This is a genomic window from Helicobacter pylori (assembly GCF_030062585.1).
GTDB classification, from domain to species: domain Bacteria; phylum Campylobacterota; class Campylobacteria; order Campylobacterales; family Helicobacteraceae; genus Helicobacter; species Helicobacter pylori_CN.
Map to the genome: position 1 here is coordinate 1 of NZ_CP071935.1, position 13,468 is coordinate 13,468.

At 40.3% G+C, this 13,468-nt stretch carries 15 protein-coding genes; 3 read left to right on the forward strand and 12 right to left on the reverse strand.

From position 1 onward, the window contains the following. The first annotated feature begins 515 nt into the window (after window positions 1-515). Window positions 516-1,661: a YbfB/YjiJ family MFS transporter gene (locus J5F42_RS00005; protein ID WP_001263617.1), complete on the forward strand. Its 1,146-nt coding sequence runs from the start codon at window positions 516-518 to the stop codon at window positions 1,659-1,661. Between the two features lie 5 nt (window positions 1,662-1,666). Here J5F42_RS00005 and J5F42_RS00010 read toward each other — a convergent pair whose 3' ends face one another. Next, complete coding sequence (locus J5F42_RS00010; RefSeq protein ID WP_097699522.1) at window positions 1,667-2,632, reverse strand: CobW family GTP-binding protein; 966 nt, start codon at window positions 2,630-2,632, stop codon at window positions 1,667-1,669. A gap of 12 nt (window positions 2,633-2,644) precedes the next feature. Next, complete coding sequence (locus tag J5F42_RS00015) at window positions 2,645-3,013, reverse strand: hypothetical protein (RefSeq protein WP_097699521.1); 369 nt, start codon at window positions 3,011-3,013, stop codon at window positions 2,645-2,647. A gap of 95 nt (window positions 3,014-3,108) precedes the next feature. Here J5F42_RS00015 and J5F42_RS00020 point away from each other — a divergent pair, with 95 nt between their 5' ends. Both J5F42_RS00020 and J5F42_RS00025 read left to right on the forward strand, forming a co-directional pair. Further along, window positions 3,109-4,227, forward strand: a complete 1,119-nt coding sequence (locus tag J5F42_RS00020) for a DNA-methyltransferase (protein ID WP_097699520.1) — start codon at window positions 3,109-3,111, stop codon at window positions 4,225-4,227. 1 nt (window position 4,228) lies between these two features. Then, window positions 4,229-4,921, forward strand: a complete 693-nt coding sequence (locus J5F42_RS00025; protein ID WP_078245146.1) for a restriction endonuclease — start codon at window positions 4,229-4,231, stop codon at window positions 4,919-4,921. Window positions 4,922-4,967: 46 nt separating this feature from the next. On the opposite strand, the gene J5F42_RS00030 is transcribed toward J5F42_RS00025, so the two are convergent. The 10 genes from J5F42_RS00030 to J5F42_RS00075 form a co-directional block, all read right to left on the reverse strand. Beyond that, window positions 4,968-5,855, reverse strand: coding sequence for a polysaccharide deacetylase family protein (locus J5F42_RS00030; RefSeq protein ID WP_097699519.1), 888 nt, complete (start codon window positions 5,853-5,855; stop codon window positions 4,968-4,970). Window positions 5,856-5,867: 12 nt separating this feature from the next. Further along, the gene (locus J5F42_RS00035; RefSeq protein WP_097699518.1) at window positions 5,868-6,752 is read right to left on the reverse strand and encodes a carbon-nitrogen hydrolase family protein; all 885 of its coding nucleotides are present in this window, start codon (window positions 6,750-6,752) and stop codon (window positions 5,868-5,870) included. A gap of 83 nt (window positions 6,753-6,835) precedes the next feature. Continuing rightward, window positions 6,836-7,240 (reverse strand): hypothetical protein, encoded by a 405-nt coding sequence (locus J5F42_RS00040; protein ID WP_097567224.1) that lies wholly within the window; start codon window positions 7,238-7,240, stop codon window positions 6,836-6,838. A gap of 15 nt (window positions 7,241-7,255) precedes the next feature. Further along, window positions 7,256-7,519 carry an AtpZ/AtpI family protein gene (locus tag J5F42_RS00045; protein WP_000743083.1) on the reverse strand — a complete coding sequence of 88 codons (264 nt, stop codon included), beginning with the start codon at window positions 7,517-7,519 and terminating at the stop codon, window positions 7,256-7,258. Window positions 7,520-7,523: 4 nt separating this feature from the next. Next, window positions 7,524-8,816: a glutamate-1-semialdehyde 2,1-aminomutase gene (hemL, locus tag J5F42_RS00050; RefSeq protein WP_078216928.1), complete on the reverse strand. Its 1,293-nt coding sequence runs from the start codon at window positions 8,814-8,816 to the stop codon at window positions 7,524-7,526. A 9-nt stretch (window positions 8,817-8,825) separates the two neighbouring features. Beyond that, a complete protein-coding gene (locus tag J5F42_RS00055) occupies window positions 8,826-9,380 on the reverse strand; it encodes a YceI family protein (RefSeq protein ID WP_000738955.1) in 555 nt (184 codons plus the stop codon). 264 nt (window positions 9,381-9,644) lie between these two features. Beyond that, complete coding sequence (locus tag J5F42_RS00060) at window positions 9,645-10,655, reverse strand: alginate lyase family protein (RefSeq protein WP_283491346.1); 1,011 nt, start codon at window positions 10,653-10,655, stop codon at window positions 9,645-9,647. A 36-nt stretch (window positions 10,656-10,691) separates the two neighbouring features. Beyond that, window positions 10,692-11,774 carry a GTPase ObgE gene (gene obgE / locus J5F42_RS00065; RefSeq protein ID WP_283491347.1) on the reverse strand — a complete coding sequence of 361 codons (1,083 nt, stop codon included), beginning with the start codon at window positions 11,772-11,774 and terminating at the stop codon, window positions 10,692-10,694. A gap of 18 nt (window positions 11,775-11,792) precedes the next feature. After that, window positions 11,793-12,599: an ABC transporter ATP-binding protein gene (locus tag J5F42_RS00070; RefSeq protein WP_000770467.1), complete on the reverse strand. Its 807-nt coding sequence runs from the start codon at window positions 12,597-12,599 to the stop codon at window positions 11,793-11,795. Beyond that, window positions 12,596-13,459, reverse strand: a complete 864-nt coding sequence (locus J5F42_RS00075) for an ABC transporter ATP-binding protein (RefSeq protein WP_078247539.1) — start codon at window positions 13,457-13,459, stop codon at window positions 12,596-12,598. The genes J5F42_RS00070 and J5F42_RS00075 overlap by 4 nt, the downstream gene beginning before the upstream one ends. Between the last annotated feature and the right edge of the window lie 9 nt (window positions 13,460-13,468).

Below are 13,468 nucleotides of genomic sequence, written 5' to 3' on the forward strand. Positions count from 1 at the left end.
GAGATTGTGAAATCCTAGCGTTTAGCCAAATTTTTAAAATTCTTGGCACTTATAGAGTGAAAAGCAACGCTTTTTTATGACTCAGGCAGTCATAGCGAGTTGTTTTATAAACTACCCATAACGCTTAAAAAGAACACAACAATCGCAGTTAACTCTAAACCGCTATAAAAAAATAACTTAAGCGTCCAACTCTATTTTTTCTCAGTGATGCTCTCCTTTAAGCCTAGCCCATAGTTATTAGCGTCTGTTTCAGCAATAATAACCACCGCAAAGAAGCTTTATTCTAGTAGAATCCTTATTTTTATGAAGTGCTTTTGAAACAAGCTCTATAACGCTAATAACCAACTCTTTTTTATTCAGTCGTGAGATCTCTTTAATGATACGCGCGCTCACTAAATAGCATGAACGCTCCTTGAATTTATCCTCATCTCGCTCCCATTATGCACTATCAATTAACAAGTTTCAATATAATAACACAAAATCTTTTTATAACTTGTCATTTGTTAAGGATTAAAATGCGCGTGTTTGTTTGCTTTTTAGGGGTTTTTGTGTCTAACGGCTTGGCTCGTTTTGGCTATGTGGTTTTAATCCCCCTACTCATTTTATCAGGGAGTTTAACCCCACACCAAAGCTTCCAACTGGGTATTGCGGTGCTAATGGGCTATGTTTTTGGGAGTTTTTTAATCCAATTTTTAAGCCCGTTAATGTCATTAGAAAGCATCGCTAAAATCAGTTTTGGCTTAATCGCTTTGAGTTTTTTAGTCTGTTATTTTGATAGTATCCCTTTCTTTTGGCTTTGGATCTGGCGTTTTATCGCCGGTGTGGCTAGCAGTGCGTTAATGATTTTAGTCGCTCCTCTCTCTTTGCCCTATGTCAAAGAACATAAAAAAGCCTTAGTGGGAGGGCTTATTTTTAGCGCTGTAGGCATTGGATCTGTCTTTAGCGGGTTTGTTCTGCCTTGGATCAGCTCTTATAATATCAAATGGGCATGGATTTTTTTAGGGGGCAGTTGTCTGATAGCCTTTATCCTTTCCTTGGTGGGGTTAAAAACCCGTTCTTTAAGGAAAAAATCCGTTAAAAAAGAAGAAAGCGCGTTTAAAATCCCCTTTCATTTGTGGTTATTGCTCATTTCTTGCGCGCTCAATGCGATTGGTTTTTTACCGCACACGCTTTTTTGGGTGGATTATTTGATCCGTCATTTAAATATCTCCCCCACTATCGCTGGAACTTCATGGGCGTTTTTTGGTTTTGGAGCCACGCTTGGCTCTTTAATCAGCGGCCCCATGGCTCAAAAACTAGGGGCTAAAAACGCCAATATCTTTATCCTTATTTTAAAATCTATCGCATGCTTTTTGCCCATTTTTTTCCACCAAATCTCTTTACTCAATTTAAGCATCTTCATAATGGGAGCGGCCACAACCGCCAATATCAATTTATTCAGCATGATGGCTTTAAAAATTGCAGGCGCGAAGCATTTCGCTCAAGCGTCTTCGTGGGTGGTGTTTTCTTTTGGCATTTTCCAAGCGCTTTTTTCGTATCTTTTTACGATCTTTTTAGGGGATTTGGGCTATGTTTTGATTTTTGTTATTTGTGGGGTGTGTTTGGTTTTAAGCTTCATCGTTCTTTTCCCCATTAAAATGCAAACAGCTACCAATAAATAGAAAAATTATGGGGTTTCAAAACCCTTGATGCCGAGAAAATCCTTAAAACCCTTTAAGGAATTTAAGATTTTTTCACGCTCTAAATGGCGCATGATAAAAACGAGGTTAGAGCCGTTTTGATCCTTTAAAATATGCTTAGGCGGGTAAATGACATGCATCACGCCGTTAATACTCACCAAAAGATCGCTTCCAATATCAATAATCCCCTTGATGCGTAAAATCTGTGTGCCGTATTGATGCAATAACAAACTCAGCCAAATCCCAAACGCGCTCCATTCCATCGCCCCTTCAAAACTGATGCTTAAAGTCTCAAAACCTTGCGAGTGTGAATCTTTTGGCATTCTTGGCATAAAATTTCGTGCCCTATTTTTGCGTGAAAAAAAGCTTTCGTAATCTATACTTTTCTTGTCAAAAATTTCTGCACTAGGGTTAAGGGATTGTATCCGCTCTTTTAATTTGATTAAAGCCCTGCTGTCGTTTTGCAAATCCGTTTTGGTCAATAAAACGCTATCAGCAAAAACGATTTGCTCTTTAGCTTCGTTGTTGGTTAAATGCGTTTTAGCGTTCAAAACATCCACGCAAGCCACCACGCTTTGAATCTCAAAATGCGCCCCTAAAAAAACATCGCTCAAAATCGTCCATAAAATCGGTGCCGGGTTGGCTAAACCGGTGGTTTCAATGATGACGCGCTTTAAAATTTCGCCGCGCCATTCATAGTTATTGAGCGTGGCTTTTAGAGACTCCACTAAATCTAAGCGTTTGTTGCAACACACGCACCCTGCGTTAAGATAGAGCATTTTTTCACCGCAATATTGAACGCTTAAGATGCGCTGATCCAAAGCGGCTTGCCCGATTTCATTGATGATAAGGGCAACGCCTTGGTGATCTATTTGGTTTAAATATTCGCTTAAAAAACTCGTTTTACCGCTGCCTAAAAAACCGGTGATGAGCGTGATAGGGATTTTAGGCATCAGTGATAGGCATCAGTGAGTGGCGTGTGGGTTTTGATTTAAAAACGCTAACAGATGAGAATCTAGCGCGTCCATCTCTTTTTTGGCTAATTTTTGCGCCTTATCCCACAAATCACCTAAATCATTCACGATCACGCTCTGCCCTTTTTTATCGCACAGCACAAACTTCGCGCCTTGCCAATCATTAATTTTTAGCCCATAAAACGCCAGGATTTGATTGAGTAATCTTACTCGTTTGAGCCGTGCTCTTTTGCGTTCTCTGGCGTTTTCATTGGTGCTAATAAGTGCATTTGGCTTTCTCAAATTTTCATCAATCTCATAACTATCGCTCCTATCAGTCCAATGAAAAGAACTGATAAGCTCCCCGCATAAAACGCACATCTTTTAACCTTTTAAACCTAAAATCATGCTACAATTTTACTGAAAAAAACAAGAATAAATCTAGTGCTGTTTAATTGTTTATTATAGGGAATTTAATGCAGGATTATAGAACTCTTACGCTAGAAAATATTTATGCACCAGATGAGATAACAGATGCACTTTCATTGTTACAATCTTGCGGTATTGAATCAATTGTCAATCCTTCAAATATCATGCTTAATTTTGACATTGTGGATTTAAAAATGCTTGAATCTACTACACAAAATACGCTGGTTCAAAAAACATTAGAGGAGTTGTATAAAATTCGCTCATTTTCTAGTCAAAATGGCAAAATCGTATTTAAGAGCTTCAACAAAGCCAAAAAAGTCGCCAACAAAAAGCAAAACGCAAAGGCGAGATTGGCTTACGAATCTTACAAAAAAGAGTTTAGCAAGGAGACGAATGAAATCCAAAACTATCTTAATCAAATTTACTGCGAAGATAGCTTGGAGTTTTTAAAAAAGCTCCCAAATAATTGCATAGATATAGTGCTAACTTCCCCACCTTACAACTTTGGCATCAATTACAACGCAACGCAGGATGCAAATCTTTGGCAAGAGTATTTCAACACGCTTTTTGCCATTTTTAAAGAGTGTATTCGTGTATTAAAAAGCGGAGGGCGAATCATTGTCAATATCCAGCCTATGTTTAGCGATTATATCCCTACGCACCATTTTATCAGCAAATTTTTTATTGATGAAGGGCTTATTTGGAAAGGCGAGATTTTATGGGAAAAGAATAACTACAACTGCAAATACTGCACTTGGGGAAGCTGGAAAAGCCCTGCTGCACCATATTTAAAATATTCGTGGGAATTTATTGAAATTTTTTGCAAAAATAGCCTTAAAAAAGAGGGCGATAAAGACAACATTGATATAACCGATGATGAGTTTAAAAAGTGGGTTTATGGCAAGTGGAACTTTGCCCCAGAACGCAACATGAAACAATACGGGCATGATGCAATGTTTCCAGAAGAATTAGTAAAGCGGTGTTTAAAGCTGTTTTCCTATCAAAATGATATTATATTAGACCCATTTAATGGTGCAGGGACAACGACAAAAGTCGCCAAACAATTAGGGCGTAGATTCATAGGCATAGACATTAGCGAAAAGTATTGTGAAGTGGCAAAAGAGAGATTAAAAGAGGCAACAAATCTCTTTAATGCGGAGGCTTAATGTGGTTTCTATAAAAGATATTATAGAACTTTATAATAGCGTGATTAAAGATATTGATAAAGATGCTCACAGGCAAGATAGCAGGGCATATGGCGGAGTTATAAGAAGCGCTAAAGGCAAATTGCAAGAATATATCAGCGAAGAGATTGTAAAAATAGCGTGGCAAAATATTGGCGGCAAAGCTAATAGGCTTGAAATAAATTCTAATAAAATAAAGATTCCTATCAAAGACAGCTACATAGAAAATATAGCCAACAAACAAGTAAGGGCATATATATTAGAGCGTAAGAAAGATTATTATTACGGATTGAGCGTTGATAAACATATATTTGTGGATAATCAATTGGTTATGGGGATAGAATGTAAAGCCTATACGGAAAACGCTATGCTAAAGCGAATATTAGTAGATTTTCATCTCCTTAAAACTTTATATCCAAATATATCTTGTTATTTATTTCAGCTAGAAAGTCAATTAGGAGGGGATTATTCAGCTTTGCCAGAAACCCTATTGGGATCAAAACCCACGCATTCTATAATGAGCTACTTTGAAAGCGTGAATCTAAATATAGTAACCTTACTCAAAGGCGAAAGAGACATAAACCAACCCATACACAAAAATTTCAAACCTTTAGAAGAAGAGAATCTGAATAAAACAATCAAACTAATGGAAAATGAATTGAAAGTTTATTTGTAGTAGGTGGTGTGAATCCCACTAAATTCACACCAACTTAGACACGATCTCAACCGCTATTTTTTCTAGGGTTTCGTTTTAAGAAATCATCAGCGATTTCATTGAATGTTACCCAACGCACGCCCTCGTGCTGGTTGATATGCTCAATGATTTTTTCATGCATGAGCAACACTTGCGGACGGGCGCTCACATCAGGGTGGATTGTCATGCTAAATACCGCATAATCCATCTCACGATAAACCCAGTCAAATTGATCGATCCACATTTGCCCTATATCGTGCGGGCTTACAAAACCAAAACTATTGGGGGATTTTTTGATAAACATCATCGGCGGCAAATCGTCCAAATACCAGTTTGCAGGGATTTCCACCAGATCGGTTTCCACCCCACGGATTAAAGGCTTCATCCAATCCTTGGCTTCCAAACTATAATCAATCTTGCTCCAACTATCCCCCATGCGCACATAATAGGGCGTGAAATCATTGTGCATGAGCGAGTGGTCGTATTTGAAGCCGTGTTTTAAAAGCAATTCATTAGTGATATTAGAAAACTCCCACCACGGCGCCACATAGCCTGTGGGGGCTTTGCCGGTGAGATCTTTAATCAATTCAATGCTTTTTAACAAAACGTCTTCTTCTTGCTTGGCCGTCATAGCGATAGGGTTTTCATGCGAATACCCATGCGCACCCACTTCATGCCCTGCATCCACAATCATTTTCATTTGTTCAGGGAAAGTTTCAATAGAATGCCCAGGTGCAAACCAAGTCGCAGGGAGATGGTATTTTTTAAACAATTTCAAAAGCCGTGGGATCCCCACTTCACCCGCAAAAAGCCCGCGCGAAATATCATCAGGCGAATCCTCCCCACCATAGCTCCCTAGCCAACCAGCCACCGCATCAATATCCACGCCATAAGCCACTAAAATTTCTTTTGCCATAATCGCTCCTTTTTAAGTGAGTTTTCCAAACCCCTTTTTGGTGAGTTTGGTGTCAAAATCTTGTAAATAAGGGATTTTTTGGCGTTGCAGTGCCACTTCGTTCAAATCCATTTCAGCGATAACGACTTCATTAAGCTTGGTGGCTTGCGCGATGATTTTCCCATTGGGCGCGATGATTCTTGAATCGCCGGCAAACTCTAGCGTTTGTTTTAATTGAGCGTTAGTTTCTTCCCCACTATGATTGCAAGCGCACACAAAACAGCCATTTTCTAACGCTCTAGCCCTGCTCAATAAATCCCAATTATAAGCCCTAGCTTTGCCAAACGCGCTAGGATAGATTAAAACCTCAGCCCCTTGTAACGCTAAAAGATTCGCGCCCACGCCAAAGCCGATTTCATAGCAAATTTGCAAACCCACTTTCGTGCTAAAATCCCCAAAATCCAGCGTAAAAACCTCGTATTTTTTACCCCTTCTAAAGCGCGATTTTTCATCACCCCACAAATAGATTTTACGGTGTTTGCCAACGATTTTACCTTTTGGTGAAACAATATAAGCACTGTCGTAGAGTTTTTGATTGGCTTTTTCAATGCTACATGCCACTAGATGCACTTTATTAGATTTTGCAAAATTACTTAACGCGCTCAACGACTCGTTTTTTAGCGTTTCCTTTCCATGCTCTATCGCTTTAAAATCTATCCCAAACTCTGCGTCTTTATCATTCACGCAATAACCGCTATCAAACAATTCCGGTAAAACAATGAGATTCGCGCCTTTGTCGTGGGCTTCTTTGGCTAGGTTGAGCGCTAATTGCAGGTTTTCATTTAAGGCGTAGGGTTTGGATTGCATTTGAATCACGGCGGTTTTTAGGATTCTTTTGGCGGGATTTTTTGTTTTCAAGATCCACTCCCATTTTTGTTTTTATTGTATAAGATTAAAAATTAAAAGAGGATTAAAGGGGTTAAAATCCATATGAGTTTGTGTCAAAACTTACCATTATTGTTTAAGAATCGTAATAACGCGCTAGAGAGCGAGCTCACAAACACGCCGATAAGAAAGATTAACCCGTTAAAAAGATGCAAGAATAAAAGCGCTCCTAAAATGCCTAATAAAACCCCATACCCCCCTAAACGCCACACATTGAAAGACATTTCCAAACCCAGAGCAAATTTTTGGAATTTTTGCTTTTCGTCTTTTTCTCCTGAATTTTGTTTCCTTAAATCCAAACGCTTTTTAACGCCATAATACGAAGACAACGCCACGATAAAAAACCCTAAAAACCCCCCTTCAAAATTCAAAACCCCTTGAAACGCTTGGAAAAAATAAACGATGATCGCGCTAACTATATTGATAAAAAGTAAAACAAGCAAGCATTGGATTTGGCACATGGGCTTTTATGGTATTTATTTTGTTTTGTTTTGTGTGTATTTAGGGTCTTTGGCTAATTCTTCATAATCCTTTTGCATGTTTTTATAAGCTTTATAGACATTGAGAAAGCTCGCTAACACGCCCCAGATAACCCCAAGCCAAAAAAGCCACGGAATGTGAGTGAGCTTTTTAAGCCCATAGCCTATAGCCACGCCCATAAGGATCGCTACCACCATAGAAAGCCCCAAGCTCAAATAATTCGCCCCCTCTATGAATTTATAATACTTTGGCTTTTTCAAAAATTCACACGCCTTTTATGATTTCATCAAAACTTTCATCAGCCTTTGCAACCACCAAATCAATCATCTCTTCAGTCATAGGCTCACAAATAAAGCCGGTTTCAAAGCTTGAACATGCCAAATACACGCCTTTAAAGAGCATTTTTTGGTGGAATTTCGCAAACATTTCGGTATCGCTTTTTAAAGCGTCATCAAAATCACGCACCGCATTTTCGTTAAAGAAAAAGCCAAACATGCTCCCTCTGTTGAGCGTCTCTAAAGCGATGTTATAGCTTTGAGCGCTCTTTTGTAAACCTTGAGTCAAACGAATAGCTAAAGCGTTCAAGCGGGTATAAAGGGTTTTGTCTCTTTTGATTTTATAAAGCGCACTCAACCCTGCGCACACCGCTAGGGGGTTACCGCTTAATGTTCCTGCTTGATACACGCCTCCAATGGGCGAAAGCAAGTCCATAATTTCCGCACGCCCCCCAAAACACGCCAAAGGAAGCCCCGCACCTATCACCTTACCAAAGGTTACCAAATCCGGCACCACGCCATAAAATTCTTGCGAACCGCTCAAACTCGCTCTAAAACCGCTCATCACTTCATCTAAAATCAGCACCGCTTGGTATTTTTCACACAAAGCCTTTAAGCCTAGTAAAAACTCTTTTTGAGCCGGCACTAACCCCATATTCCCAGCAATGGGTTCAATGATGACGCAACCCACATCGCCTTTTTTAAAGCATTCTTCTGTGGAGTTTAAATCGTTATAACGAGCCACTAGAGTGTGTTTGCTAAAATCGTTCGGCACGCCTAAAGAAGAAGGAGATCCAAAAGTAGCACACCCGCTACCCGCTTTCACTAATAACGAATCGCTATGCCCATGATAGCACCCTTCAAACTTGATCAAATCGTCTTTTTGGCTAAAAGCTCTAGCGAGTCGTATCGCGCTCATGGTCGCTTCCGTGCCGCTATTGACTAAACGCACCTTATCTAAGCCTTCATAACAAGAAATGATTTCCTTAGCTAAAGTGGTTTCTAACTCTGTGGGAGCGCCAAAAGAAGTGCCTTTTTTTAATGCATTAATAATATTTTCTTCAATCTCTTCATCAGCATGCCCAAAAATCAAAGGCCCCCAGCTTTGCACAAAATCTATATAGTGGTTGTTATCCACATCATAAAGATACGCCCCCTTGCCTTTTAAGATAAAGGGCGGAGTGCCTTTAACACTCTTAAACGCTCTCACAGGCGAATTGACCCCCCCAGCGATCACCTGCTTGGCTTCATTAAAATCATTAATGCTGTGCAACAACTCCATGATTTTACATTATCCCTTGATCATGCTTTCAAATTGGATTTCCACTTGCGACCAAGTCAAGCCCTCATGAAAACTCTCGCATCGTTTAGCCAAGCTCGCTAATTCGTTTTTCAAGCCAAAATTCAACAAATCCAAAACCCCTTTAACCACGAGCTTATCCTCAGCAATCGTGTATTGCATAGGCACTTTCACTAGCTTTTCATTCATCCTCACATAAGCCGTAAGAGAACCTGCATGATCGCCTTCTATCACATTTCTAAAAGTTACTTTAATATTAGTGTTTTTAAAAAGAGCGAAAAAAGCTTCCTTAACATTTTTGTTTTTAGTGTCATCGCCCAAATTGACTTTCAAGCTATCCATGCTTGCGCTCGCTCCCTCTAAAAGGGTTTTTAAACTATCTTGAGATTTACCCAATTTATAGGTGATGCTTTCAAAGCTTCCATTTACTGGTGTTTTAGCCTTAGTTTTAAAGGCCGTCCATGTTAGCTTAGCCGAAGATAAATCCAAATTCACCGCTTGCAAAAACCCTGCTAGTAAAACCGATACCAAAACCATTTTTTTCATTCATTATCCTTTAATGTGGTCTTATCAATAACGCTTATTATTTTAGTGTAAACAAGCATGCTTACAACTAAAACGATTCATTTTGATAATCATTTGCACTCTAAATACGACTTAAAGATACAATTGCATTTATTTTAAACTCTTTTTGTAAATAATGCTGACTGAACCAAACATTCTCAAGCAGTAAAAAAATATTTTTATTGGAGTGCATGACTTAAGAAAAGGGAACAACCTCTACGCTATGATCTTGAATACAGAACTAATTCACGGCGATCGGAGTTTCAGCCTGAAACCATCTTCATGCAAATCGCCTTGCTTTAAAAGTTCATCCGCGCTAGGGCTAGAATAATGCTTGGCTAAAATAATGAAATAGGCGTTGTTATGCACCCCGATAAGGTTAGGCTGGAAATAAGGGAAAGTTTCAGGGTTTAAAATCCATGTTGCAACTTTGTTATACGCTATAGAGAGCCTTTGTCCGGCTCCACTACCCCACAAATCATACCCGTTCTCAAAAAGCAATTCGCCTGATATAGTTATCGCAAGAAGCGCGAAATTGGTATAAGCTATCCCCTTAATGCCCTTTGTAGGGCCGCCATGATAATCGCTCGTATCGCTCCTAGTGATCGCGCTAGCAATAACCCCACTCTCATCTATGGCTTTAAACACCCACTCTTGCCACCGATTAGCGCTATTGTGCAAAAGGGCATGATCATCTAACGCTAGCGCAGAGCTCACATCAAAGAGAATGCCCCACGCCCCATGGTTAGTGTTAAGATCTGATTGAGAATATTGGCGCATCCGCTTAACGAAATCTTCGTATTCTGGGCTAGGGAATGCCTTTTTGACAAACCAATAAGCCATGTTCATATAAGGCATGTAAAAATTGATATTATCCTCGCTCTGATAAGTGTCTACGCTTTGAAGCTCTTTAGCCCAAGAGTTTAAAATTTCTATAGCTTTTAAGCCGTATTGTTTGTTTTGGCTCACCCAATAGCCTAGCGCTAAGTCATAAGACATGAGAGCGGATTTTTTAAAACTCTTTGTGCAGGCATCAGGCTCTCTAACCCCGGTAGAAGTGTAGTGTTTTGATGCGTTAAGTTGCATGCATGGCTGTATTGTTTGGGAGAGCTTTTTATCAAGATGGAGTTTTTTAGGCAAATCTCTAGATTTAAAATCCCTAAAAAAGTAATCTTGCCCGGCGTAAGCTTGCCCGGCGTAAGCTTGAACGCAAACGCAAACACCCATGAGTGATAAAAACAAAACAAATCTTTTCATTCCACGCCTTTATTTGAATGGTTTAAAAATAGCGTTTTAGGGTAACGCTTTTAACAACACAAATTTAAGCACATGCGTATTAAGAGCGCTAACCGCTGAAAGGGGCAAGACAAAGAGCGCTGATTTTTCATTAGGGTCATTTTCAAAATCGCTGGTTAAATTGGGGTGCAAAAACCCCAAATACGGCTCTAAATCAAACGCCTCTAATTTTTGCGCTTCTAAATTTAAAAAGGCGCAAAAATCCTTAGTCATCTCATCAATGTTTTCTACAACATCGCATTTATTGAGCAACACCCCAAAAGGCTTATTGGCTAAAGCGGGTGAAAATTTCTCTAACTCCAATCTCAAGCGTTGGTATTGCTCTTTAATGCCCAAATCCAGCCTGGAAGCGTCTAAAACAAAGGCTAAAACCTTAGTGCGTTCAATGTGCTTTAAAAAGCTAATCCCTAAGCCTTTTCCCTGACTAGCCCCTTCAATAATGCCAGGAATATCCGCCATTAAAAATCCGCTTTTTTCATCCACGCTCACAACCCCTAAATTAGGCACTAGAGTCGTAAATTCATAATTAGCGATTTTAGGCTTAGCGTTAGAGATGGTGGAAATGAGCGTGGATTTACCCGCATTAGGGAAGCCCACTAACCCTATATCAGCGATGAGCTTTAATTCCAAGCGCACGCATTTTTCAACCCCCTCCAAGCCTTTTTGCGCGTAAGTGGGTTGTTGTTTAGTCGCGCTTTTAAAATGTGCATTCCCTAACCCCCCCTTGCCTCCTTTTAAGGCTAACACCCTTTCTTCAGGCGCGATCAAATCAAGCCACAACTCATCACCTACAAAAACTTGCGTTCCTGGTGGCACGACAATAATTTTGTCTTCGCCCTTTTTGCCTGTGCAATTTCGTGTGCCTCCTGGAGCCCCGTTTTTAGCCTTATGGTGTCTGGTGCCTCTAAAACTCGCTAAAGTGTCGGTATTGTTATCCACTTCAAAATACACATCGCCTCCATCGCCTCCATCGCCCCCATCAGGGCCTCCTTTGATGACAAATTTTTCTCGCCTAAAACTCACCATTCCAGGCCCCCCCTTACCCGAAGCGATGATAATTTCCACACTATCTACAAACACAGCTTAATACCCTTTCTTTTATTTGGCAAATCTTTGCATGGATTTTTCCAAATGCGGCACCGCATTGAGTAATTTCTGCGTATAAGGGTGCTTTGGAGCGCTTATCACGCTATCCACATCCCCCGTTTCTACGATTTGCCCTTGATTCATTACGATGATTTTATCGCTTATATGCTCCACCACCCCTAAATCATGGCTGATAAAAATATAAGTCAGCCCCATTTCTTTTTGCAAATCCAAGAGCAAATTCAGCACTTGCGCTTGAATGGACACGTCTAACGCAGACACAGGCTCATCGCAAATCACCACGCTAGGATGCAAAATGAGCGCCCTAGCAATGCCGATTCGTTGCCTTTGACCGCCTGAAAATTGGTGGGGGTAACGATCGATCCATTCTAATTTCAAGCCCACTTTTTGCATGATCTCTAGCACTTTTGCTTTGATTTCTTTTTTTGAAAAGTGAGAATTTAACAGCAAGGGTTCAGCGATGATCTCGCCCACTTTCCACCGAGGGTTTAGGCTAGAATAAGGGTCTTGAAAAATCATTTGCACCTTTTTGCGGTAATCAAACCAATCCTGTTTGCTAAAATGCAAATGGCGCTTACCATTGAAATAAATCGCCCCGCTATCTTGCCTTTCAATCCCGGCTAAAATTTTGGCTGTCGTGCTTTTCCCGCAACCGCTCTCCCCCACGATGCTTAAAACTTCATTTTGTTCCACTTCAAAACTGATCCCATTGAGCGCATGGATCACTCTTTTAGGCTTGAATAACCCCCTGTCTATCGCATAGGATTTTTTCAATTCTTTAATTTCTAAGAGCTTCATCGTAACTCCTTTGGAAAACTCAAATAATCTACATTTTCATCCACGGTTTCTAAGCGTTTTTTGCGGTATTCTTTGCCCGGTTTAGGGATTGCGCTTAAAAGAGCTTTGGTATAAGGGTGTCTTGGATCAGCGAAAAGCTCTTTCGCATTCGCTTGCTCCACCACATGCCCTTTATACATCACCACCACTTCATCAGCGATTTGCGCCACCACGCCTAAATCATGGGTGATAAACAAAATAGAAGTGCCTTTTTTTTGTTGCAATTCTTTCATCAATTCTAAAATCTGCGCTTGAATGGTTACATCTAACGCTGTCGTCGGCTCATCAGCGATCAAGATTTCAGGCTCACACACCATAGCCATAGCGATCATCACCCTTTGGCGCTGCCCCCCGCTGAGATTGAAAGGGTATTCATGGTATTTATCCCCGGCATGGGGGATGCCTACGCGCTCTAATTCATAGACCACCCTTTCTAAGCGTTCTTTTTTATTAAGGCTTGGGTGGTGGATTTTCAACACTTCATTGATTTGAAACCCCACCGTGTAGGAAGGGTTTAGGCTTGTCATAGGCTCTTGAAAGATCATGCCAATTTTTTTGCCTCTGATTTCTTTTTGCATCTGCTTTTCTTTGAGTTGCAACAAATCCTGCCCTAAAAATTGAATGCTCCCCCCCACAATTTTCCCGGGCTTTTCAATCAACCCCAAAATAGAAAGCGAAGTGATGCTTTTCCCGCTCCCGCTCTCCCCTACAATGCAGAGCGTTTGAGACTTTTTCAAGCCAAAACTCACGCCATCTACCGCTTTATTCACGCCCTTATCGGTGAAAAAATAAGTTTTTAAATCTTTAACTTCTAAAATCATGCAAGCTCC